General features: G+C 45.9%; 10 protein-coding genes. 6 read left to right on the top strand and 4 right to left on the bottom strand.

Annotated features, from left to right (window positions below):
- The coding region (locus KO512_RS06865; RefSeq protein WP_215951586.1) for a hypothetical protein at positions 1-249 on the top strand (249 nt) is incomplete at its 5' end.
- Positions 250-453: 204 nt separating this feature from the next.
- Here the strand turns inward: KO512_RS06865 and KO512_RS06860 are convergent.
- Positions 454-1,434: a TAXI family TRAP transporter solute-binding subunit gene (locus KO512_RS06860; RefSeq protein ID WP_215951585.1), complete on the bottom strand. Its 981-nt coding sequence runs from the start codon at positions 1,432-1,434 to the stop codon at positions 454-456.
- 125 nt (positions 1,435-1,559) lie between these two features.
- Positions 1,560-3,281, bottom strand: coding sequence for a bifunctional isocitrate dehydrogenase kinase/phosphatase (gene aceK / locus KO512_RS06855; RefSeq protein ID WP_215951584.1), 1,722 nt, complete (start codon positions 3,279-3,281; stop codon positions 1,560-1,562).
- A gap of 147 nt (positions 3,282-3,428) precedes the next feature.
- On the opposite strand from aceK, the gene pfkA reads away from it, so the two are divergent.
- A complete protein-coding gene (pfkA, locus tag KO512_RS06850; RefSeq protein ID WP_215951583.1) occupies positions 3,429-4,433 on the top strand; it encodes a 6-phosphofructokinase in 1,005 nt (334 codons plus the stop codon).
- Between the two features lie 51 nt (positions 4,434-4,484).
- Here pfkA and KO512_RS06845 read toward each other — a convergent pair whose 3' ends face one another.
- The gene (locus KO512_RS06845; RefSeq protein ID WP_215951582.1) at positions 4,485-5,219 is read right to left on the bottom strand and encodes a lipoyl protein ligase domain-containing protein; all 735 of its coding nucleotides are present in this window, start codon (positions 5,217-5,219) and stop codon (positions 4,485-4,487) included.
- 92 nt (positions 5,220-5,311) lie between these two features.
- Here KO512_RS06845 and zapE point away from each other — a divergent pair, with 92 nt between their 5' ends.
- Together zapE and KO512_RS06835 are read left to right on the top strand one after the other, a co-directional pair.
- Positions 5,312-6,463, top strand: coding sequence for a cell division protein ZapE (zapE, locus tag KO512_RS06840; protein WP_215951581.1), 1,152 nt, complete (start codon positions 5,312-5,314; stop codon positions 6,461-6,463).
- 92 nt (positions 6,464-6,555) lie between these two features.
- Positions 6,556-7,161 (top strand): DUF502 domain-containing protein, encoded by a 606-nt coding sequence (locus tag KO512_RS06835; protein WP_215951580.1) that lies wholly within the window; start codon positions 6,556-6,558, stop codon positions 7,159-7,161.
- Here the strand turns inward: KO512_RS06835 and KO512_RS06830 are convergent.
- Positions 7,158-7,799, bottom strand: a complete 642-nt coding sequence (locus KO512_RS06830) for an MBL fold metallo-hydrolase (protein WP_215951579.1) — start codon at positions 7,797-7,799, stop codon at positions 7,158-7,160. The two genes, KO512_RS06835 and KO512_RS06830, sit on opposite strands and share 4 nt — an antisense overlap.
- 266 nt (positions 7,800-8,065) lie before the next feature.
- On the opposite strand from KO512_RS06830, the gene KO512_RS06825 reads away from it, so the two are divergent.
- Together KO512_RS06825 and KO512_RS06820 are read left to right on the top strand one after the other, a co-directional pair.
- Positions 8,066-8,329, top strand: coding sequence for a DUF5062 family protein (locus KO512_RS06825; RefSeq protein WP_215951578.1), 264 nt, complete (start codon positions 8,066-8,068; stop codon positions 8,327-8,329).
- 1 nt (position 8,330) lies between these two features.
- Positions 8,331-8,855 carry a nucleoside 2-deoxyribosyltransferase gene (locus tag KO512_RS06820; RefSeq protein ID WP_215951577.1) on the top strand — a complete coding sequence of 175 codons (525 nt, stop codon included), beginning with the start codon at positions 8,331-8,333 and terminating at the stop codon, positions 8,853-8,855.
- Positions 8,856-8,874: the final 19 nt, after the last annotated feature.

The following is an 8,874-nucleotide window of genomic DNA, read 5'->3' as shown; positions in this document are numbered from 1 at the left end:
CAACCATTTTATTTAAGAATTTTTAGCAAATTCTCAAATGAAGTCGGCGACTTCCTGTTCAATTTTTCGCTGTTAAAAGCCTGCGTTAAACGCCGTGCTTTCAATGGGTTAATCGAACAGCTCAACCTGTTTCAGCGACCGTTTCCGGTGGCTGTCTCAAGCGAGGAGAGGCATTCTACACTGGACAGATATAGAGTCAACAGGAGAAGAAGGGAAAAGTGTCAATTTGAAGAAAAATTAAACGTTTAACAACAGTTTGCTACGTGACTGTTAGTAGACGCGGCTTAACGATCAAGAGCATGTGACGCATTCGAGACAATAGAGCTTCAAACCCATCGCCCCTAGACGGAGCCTACAAAACCCTAAAAACCGCCTTACGGCGGTTTTTAGGGTTTCTATCTTGAAGAACAACTCTAGCTATCTAGCGACAACTTAGTATGTTTAATCTTCAGATTAAAGCAGACCTACTTCTTTAAAGTATCTTACTGCACCTGGATGTAATGGTTCTGAGCCGATTACGGACACCATCTCTTCCTTTTTCAGAGAAGCAAATGCGGGATGTAACTTTCGGAAGACATCAAAATTATCAAATACTGATTTAACTAACTGATAAACCACTTCGTCTGATGTGTCAGTTGATGCAACCAAAACACTTTCGACCCCAAAGCTCTTAGTTAACTGATCGTTGCCACGATACAAACCACCGGGAATATTCGCTAGTTTGTAATACTCATTATCTTCAACTAACTTATCAACCTCTGGACCACTGATATCAACTAAAACACTATCACAACTCGTCGTTGCTTCTTTAATCGCAGCACTTGGGTGACCGGTAAGATAGATCATGACATCGATATCACCCGCGCATAGAGCACCCGCCTGTTCTGATGCTTTCAATTCCGCAGCTAAGGCAAAGTCACTTTTCTTCCACCCTTTAGCCTTCATTAACGCCTGCATCGTGCCTCGTTGACCCGACCCTTCGACCCCTAGGTTAATTTTCTTACCTTTGAGATCATTTAACTTTTTAATTCCGCTACCCGCACGCGCCAGTACAGTAAAAGGCTCTGAGTGGATTGAAAAAACGACCCTTAAGTTTTTATTCGCGCCATATTTAGCAAACTTACTCGTGCCATTGTATGCATGGTAAAACCAATCCGACTGGGTGATACCAAAGTTAAGCTCTTTATCTGCAACCATTTCAAGATTGGCAACTGAACCCGCAGTACTCTCGGTTGAACAACGAATACCATGCTCAGCCCTCGTTTTGTTGACTAAACGACAGATTGCACCACCCGTAGGATAGTAAACACCGGTGACGCCACCAGTGCCAACAGTAACCACCTCTTTTATAGGTTCTGCTGCAATGGCACCCATTGATGCCACACTAACCCCAAAAGCGATAACCAATGAGGTTATTGTGTTGCGAAAAGCCATATTCCACTCCTTTGAATTATTATCAGAACCTAGAATTTTTACTGATTATAACAGTATTTTTTATTTATAATATTACTGCATAACAGGTCATACCCACCGTCGATTAAATCTCTTTATATAACGGTTTACCGACTAAATCGACAAGCCTTACGATAAGGATAGAGGTCGATAATTGCTCCCCTACTCACCTCTGCTTGTATATTGATCCACCAGCCAGGATCGAGTAGATCCCCATGTAGTTCATTAAATACCTTTCGTATGCGCTTATCACAAGCGGTTAGCAGACTAAACTCTTCAGGAAAAACATCATTTGTGGACACGGAATACCATGGTTCAGCGGCCATCTCTTGCTCGGGGTATAGCGGTTCAGGAATATAACGAAAGTGACACTCCGTCAGGTACAGAATTTCATCATAATCATAAAAAACGACCCGTCCATGGCGAGTCACACCAAAATTTTTAAATAACATATCACCCGCAAAAATATTCGCGGCCGCCAACTCCTTTATACATTGTCCAAATTCATTGATGGCCAAGTAAACTGCCTGCTCATTATCCTGCCGCAACATTTCATCAAGGTAGATATTCAGTGGAATCATCCGTCGTTCGGTCCACATATGCTTGATAACAACCTGATCACCCACCACCTCTATAGAGGACGTCGCAACATTTAATAGTTCTGCCAACAAATCATCAGAAAAACGCTTTAGCGGTAGTGTTAAATTGATAAACTCCTGCGTATCAGCCATTCGCCCTGCCCGGTCATGCCGTTTCACCAATTGATATTTAGCTATCACGCCATGCCGTGTTATCTGTTTTGAACTTGAGAAGCTGTCTTTGATGACCTTAAACACCACAGGATAGGACGGCAGGGTAAACACCGTCATCACCATTCCTTTAGTTCCCGGTGCTATTTCAAACTGATCCTTTGAATTTTCCAGATGCTGAATGTAATCACGATAAAATTCAGCCTTTCCCTGCTTATAAAACCCAATCGCACTATAAAGCTCTGCAATCGATTTCATCGGTATGAGTGAATGTAAAAAATGGATAAAAGCCGCCGGTACATCTACCGCCACCAAAAAGTAGGCTCGGGTGAAACTAAAAATAATAGATACGTCATTTTCATCGGTTAATACCGTATCGATATAGACCTCTCCTGACTCATTATTTAATACCGGCAGGATAAAGGGCAGTGAATGGTTATCACCACGAACACGACCAACAATATAAGCACCTTTATTACGGTAAAAAACGCTACGGACTACTTGGATCACCGTATTATCCACAGCAATATTGTCAGACAGATAACGGCGGATATAGCGCAATAAATTTCTCATATCGCGACGTTTATTCTCCCAAGGGATTTCAAAGCGATAATCATCCATCAACTGACTAAGGCAAACGACCAACCCTTCAGTTAGATGATAGGTGCGACAGACATGATCAATATCTAAAGCTTCACAAGCTCGACTATGTGAACAAAGAAACATATGTTGATCGCTAATTTCGCGGTGATTGTGTAAACGGCAATAAACGGAGTTATAGAATGTTTCACCCAGTTCAGCATCCTGATACCCAGCCATTAGCTCACGATAGCAGGCCTTAACTGATATCCACCATGAAGAACTCAACACCTCAACCCTAGCACGGATCTGCTGACTTACCCGATCAACCATAACCTTATAAAGATCGATCCGTTGCGCCGATAAACGCTGTATTGCCTGCCAATCGGCCGCCTCAAAACAAGACTTAGCTTGACGGGTAATTGTCTCAAACTTTTCTCGATAGTCGCTAAATCCATCTCGTATAAGACAGGCAATCCATTCAGCATTTGGTTGGCTCATAGGGCTTCGGTCGCTATTAATATCAGTCTATTGTTTAGCAGTGATGCTGCTGGGTTGCCATCATTTAACAAAAAATTGATTAAAAGCGGTTGTCTAATCTCGGGTTCTGCCTAATATTAGGCAGAACACTCCCTGCGGAATATCACTATGTATCACCTGCCACAGTTGAAAAAAAACACCGACATTAATGCTATCGCCGTCATGACCAGTGGTGGTGACTCTCCGGGTATGAATCCAGCGATTCGAAGTGTTACCCGAGCAGCCATCAATCAGGGGGTTCGGGTGTACGGTATTAACAGAGGCTATAGCGGTCTAATTATCGGTGATATCTTCGAATTAAAAAGCCGTAATGTCACCAATATCGTACAGCGCGGCGGTACCATCTTGAAAAGTGACCGCTGCGAAGCGTTTAAAGATCCCGTGGTGCGCCATCAAGCGGCTGAAATTCTTAAAGAACACGGTATCGGCGGTCTCGTTGTGATTGGCGGCGATGGTTCTCTGACCGGAGCACACCTTTTAACCCATGAAACCGGCATCCCTGTTATCGGCTTACCCGGTACGATCGATAACGATATTTATGGGACTGACGACACGATCGGCTTTGATACGGCACTGAATACCGCGCTTGAAGCGATTGATAAAATTCGTGATACCGCCGTTTCCCATGAGCGGATTTTTCTCGTCGAGGTCATGGGACGAAACTCCGGCCATATCGCCTCACAGGTGGGCGTTGCCTGCGGTGCAGAAATGATTATCGTGCCAGAGGTCGACTTTACACTTGAGACCCTGAGTTTCTCACTCGCCAACCAGCGAGCTGAAGGCCGCGGCAGTAGCGGTATTATCGTTGTCGCGGAAGGCCCGCGGCCCGGCCTAACCTACCGTTTGGCCCGACAACTAGAAATCGATGGGCAGACGGCCGGTGTTTGTATACTCGGCCATATACAAAGAGGCGGGCAGCCAACAGGTCATGACCGAGTACTGGCATCCTGCCTCGGTGTTTCTGCGGTGACTTACCTGCTAGCCGGTGTCAACGACATCATGGTAGGGATAAAAAATAGTAAGATTACCGCGATACCTCTGTTGGATATTATGGAGAAGAAGAAACCACTTAACCCTGAGTTGGTTGAACTAGCTCAACTGCTGCACAAATAAGCCCTTCGTGGGGCATTTTACTGTATCGATAAACCCGCACCAGAAAGCTGTTTAAACGGCTTTCTGGCAAAAATCATCGGGCATCCTATCAAAAAAGGTACTAATAATATCAGGTAGTAACTGCTCTACCGGAATACCTGATAAACTTTGTGCGTCACTGTTTAACTGTTCTAGCGCTACGCCCTGCTGCGAATCATCCACAACAATTGCACTGAGTCGGCCCCAGTCGCAAGGGTACAGGTGTAAACCACTCACTAATGCTATCCCTTTACGCTTACGAATTTGCGCCAATCCCACCAGCTTTCGTCCATCGTTACTGACAATTTCACCATGAGAGAGCGATGCATAACAGGCCCATTTGAGATCCTGCTCTTGGCTGATAATTTTCGATTGGTCGATCATTGCCTGATCAACCCCTTTGCAAGGGACACTACACGTTGTGAGAGTATCGATCCAAATCTGTTCCAACCAAGAGAAGATCTCAATAATATTCTGTTCTGCCAATGGATGTTCCGGCGGAATAAATACCGTCACACTTAACATCCAAGGGCCGGCGAACACCGCACCACCGCCTGAACGACGCCGAATCAGTGGCAAGCCTACGGATTCAGCACGATGTACCTGCCCCTCATCTGGCCGTTGCGAACACCCCATAATCACGGCCGCTTGATCATACTGCCAGAACAATACCTGAGGTTGCTCAACCCCCTCGGCAAGCACTTCGCTGATACGCTGCTGCTCATCAGGCATTGAACCGATCACCAGTGGGTGAAAATTGTTTCTCATAAGGCCTCCTCGCGTTAGACGCGGGAAGATTAACCTATCTATACCCTTGGGAAAACCATTATCATACGAGGGTTAATAACGGAACTTCAGTGATGCAAACAGACTTTATCGATATTTACCAACATGCCCTTACCCAACAAGGTTATCAACAGGATCCACAACAGCAGCTGTTGGCGGAAGCACTTAACCAAATCTATCAATCCCTACAACTCGGTGGCGGCAAAAAAGGCCAGCCACAAGGGATTTATATATGGGGGCCTGTCGGACGGGGCAAAACCTTCTTGATGGATCTGCTGTTTGCCCATATCGCTGAAGCCACCAGCCTACGCTATCATTTCCATCGTTTTATGGCACAGATCCACCAGCAGTTGCGCGAATTACAGGGCAAAGCCGACCCACTTGAGCTAATCGCTAAAAAGCTCGCTAGACAATACCGGTTGATCTGCTTTGATGAGTTTTTCCTTAATGATATTGCCGATGCCATGATTCTGGGCAAGCTCATTAAAGGGCTACTCAAACACGGCGTAATTCTAATCACCACTTCAAACAGACCGCCGGATAATCTCTGCAAAGACCCTCTCTTTGAGGATCGAGTCAAACCCATCACCGCGATGATCAATCAGCAGATGCAGATCTTTAATCTCGCGGGTGACACCGATCATCGGTTACGCACGCTGACGCCAGCCCCCTGTGTTTTTTATTCTGGCGATCAGCATCAATCCCCCGACAGTGACCAACAGTTAAATAAACTCTATACCCATATCAGCCAGGTTACGCCCTGCCCCGATGAAGTAATCGTTTTACAGCGCCCCATACCGGTTAGAGGTGTGAGTGCGGAGTGTATCTGGTTTGATTTTGAACATATCTGCATGGGCCCACGCAGCCAGATGGACTACATCGATCTGGCTAACCGATTCAAACATGTTTTTATCAGTCAGATCCCACCCTTGGGTAGCCATAGCCATGAACAGATTAAAGCCCGCGGCACGGAGGATGGCATCGAAGCGGTTAAAGCTGGCGATCGCCAAGTATTGCTGGGCAGCATGGATGACCCAGCTCGGCGTTTTATCAGTCTTGTTGATGAACTCTACGACCGCAATATCAATCTATTTCTCAGTCTGGAGGTACCACTGGAGCAACTTTATGGGGAAGGTAGTTTGATGTTTGAGTTTGCCCGTACACTCAGTCGACTAACAGAGATGCAATCATTAGAGTATCAACGGTCCACCGGCGTGGCTGAGTAGTCTAATTTACAATCTGGAGATAACCTTTTTTGAGGTTCAATCTTGATTCAGTTACCAATAAGCGACAGTGATGTACAAAAGGAATCACTTTTATGAAAACGGCGTTACGATTTTTCTTTCAAGGCTTGTTAATTCTGCTGCCCTTTGTACTGACCATCTATCTGGTATTTCTGATCTTCACCGCCCTCGATGAGACGCTGTTCTCAGCGGCGGGGTCACTGATCGGTTATTTTATTCCAGGTCTACAAGCGGGCGTCATCGAAACTTTACTCGGAATTCTCCTAACGATCGCCATTATTATTCTGACAGGCATAGCCGGCTCGCTCTATCTGACCCGCTTCCTGATGGACACCGTCGGTGCATTAATGGAGCGCATTCCGGTCGTTAAGCTCCTGTATAACTCACTAAAAGATCTATTTCAGGCGTTGTTAGGCGATCAAAAAAGTTTTGATAAACCCGTGATGGTCTATTTAAACCAAGACAAAACGATCAAGGTGATGGGCTTTATTACCTGTGAAGATATGAGTAGCTTTGGCTTAAATGAAGATGTTTCTGTCTATCTACCGGACTCATACAATTTTTCCGGCAATTTGATTATTGTGCCCCGGGATTTAGTCGTGCCATTGGATGTTAGCGCCGGAAAAGTTACCACCTTTATTGTCAGTGGCGGCGTATCCACCACTGACAAAACCTATTAACCACGATGATCACTGACAAAGGGGTTGGTTTTACGCTCATGGCCTAGGGTCGACATCGGCCCATGCCCAGGAATAAAAGCCACGTCATCACCTAGTGGGAACAGCTTATCTTTAATCGAATGGATCAGTGTTGCATGATCACCCTGAGGAAAATCCGTGCGCCCGATCGAGCCCTGAAACAACACATCGCCCACCTGTGCTAACTGACTTTCTGGGCTATAAAACACGACATGGCCAGGAGTATGGCCTGGGCAATGTAACACCTCAAGGGTTTCATTACCGACGGTGACTTTATCACCATCCTCAAGCCAGCGATCGGGCGTAAAGGTTTCCACTTGAGGAAAACCAAACATCTGGCTTTGTTGAGCTAAACCATCAATCCAAAACTGATCCCCTTTATGCGGCCCTTCGATAGGCACTCCGGTGCGCTTTACCAGTTCAGCGGTACCGCCAGCATGATCGATATGGGCATGGGTTAGGAGTATTTTTTCCAACACGAGACCCAGTTCATCTAACTTAGCGACTACCTTATCGATATCTCCACCGGGATCGACCACCGCCGCTTTTTTACTCTCATCACACCATAACAGGGTGCAGTTCTGCTGGAATTGAGTCACCGGAATAATACTGTATTTCATAGAGATGCCGTGATGGTTAGAAATGATCGCCACAGTATACCGATTTCTAAACCATGCTTCGATATCTCCCGATCCCACGAGCAAGCATCAATGTTAACCGAGACGGTCAAATGGCGAATATCCTCGTCATGCTCTGCCAAACAAAAATAAGACAAACTAGCGCGACAGTCCTAGCCCACAATAAAATACTGTTTATATATTTACCCTTGTCTGCTCGCTATGCGATAGTGGCAGCCAATTCCTTATAAGTGCTGCTGGAGAGAGCAATGAAAAAATTAAAGCATGAAGCTGAACTGGTTAAAGAAGCGATTCGTATTGGTGCTGTCTACATGGAGAAACGTGGCGCTGGAAACATCGAAGCCACCGATAGCGCCAGCAATAAAATTACCGCCATTTACCGACTGTTGGTGCTGGATAAGTTGATTCAACCATTAGCCAAAGGCGATGAGAGCGAGCCAAATATGAAACACAAACTCGCCCTGTGGATAAGTCGCCAACTCCCTAAAGGTCATCCCTTGCTGGAGGAGTAATATGCCGACCATCTATCTAGCCGGTCCGGATGTGTTTTGGCCCAATGCCGTCGAACTGGGTGCCGCCAAAAAACAGTGTTGCCAGCAATACGGCTTTGAAGGACTCTTCCCGTTGGATAACACCCTCGACCTATCTTCGTTATCCCCTTATCAGGCTGGGCTGGCAATCTATCACGCCAATATAGCGTTAATGGATCGCTGCGATCTGGTCATCGCCAATATGACACCGTTCAGAGGCCCTAGTATGGATGTCGGTACGGCATTTGAGATGGGCTATATTACCGCCCTCAACAAACCGGTCTGGGGTTATTCGTTAGATGGACGACTGTACAGTGACAGAGTCGAGGGTATAGAAACCGATGCCGATGGTTTTACCATCGAAGCCTTTAATATGATCGACAATCTCATGATGGTAGGCGCCCTGAATCAACAGGGAGGGCTGCTGGCAGAGGAACGAGAAAACACTCTCGACAATCATCTCTATGTGTTTGATCAGCTATTACAACAGATACACAAAAGCCGCTAATATCAGCGGCTTTTTCTAT

This window comes from Amphritea atlantica (genome assembly GCF_018860855.1).
GTDB classification, from domain to species: domain Bacteria; phylum Pseudomonadota; class Gammaproteobacteria; order Pseudomonadales; family Balneatricaceae; genus Amphritea; species Amphritea atlantica_A.
The sequence above is the reverse complement of the archived record's forward strand: the minus strand, read 5'-3'. Positions and strand labels throughout refer to the sequence as shown.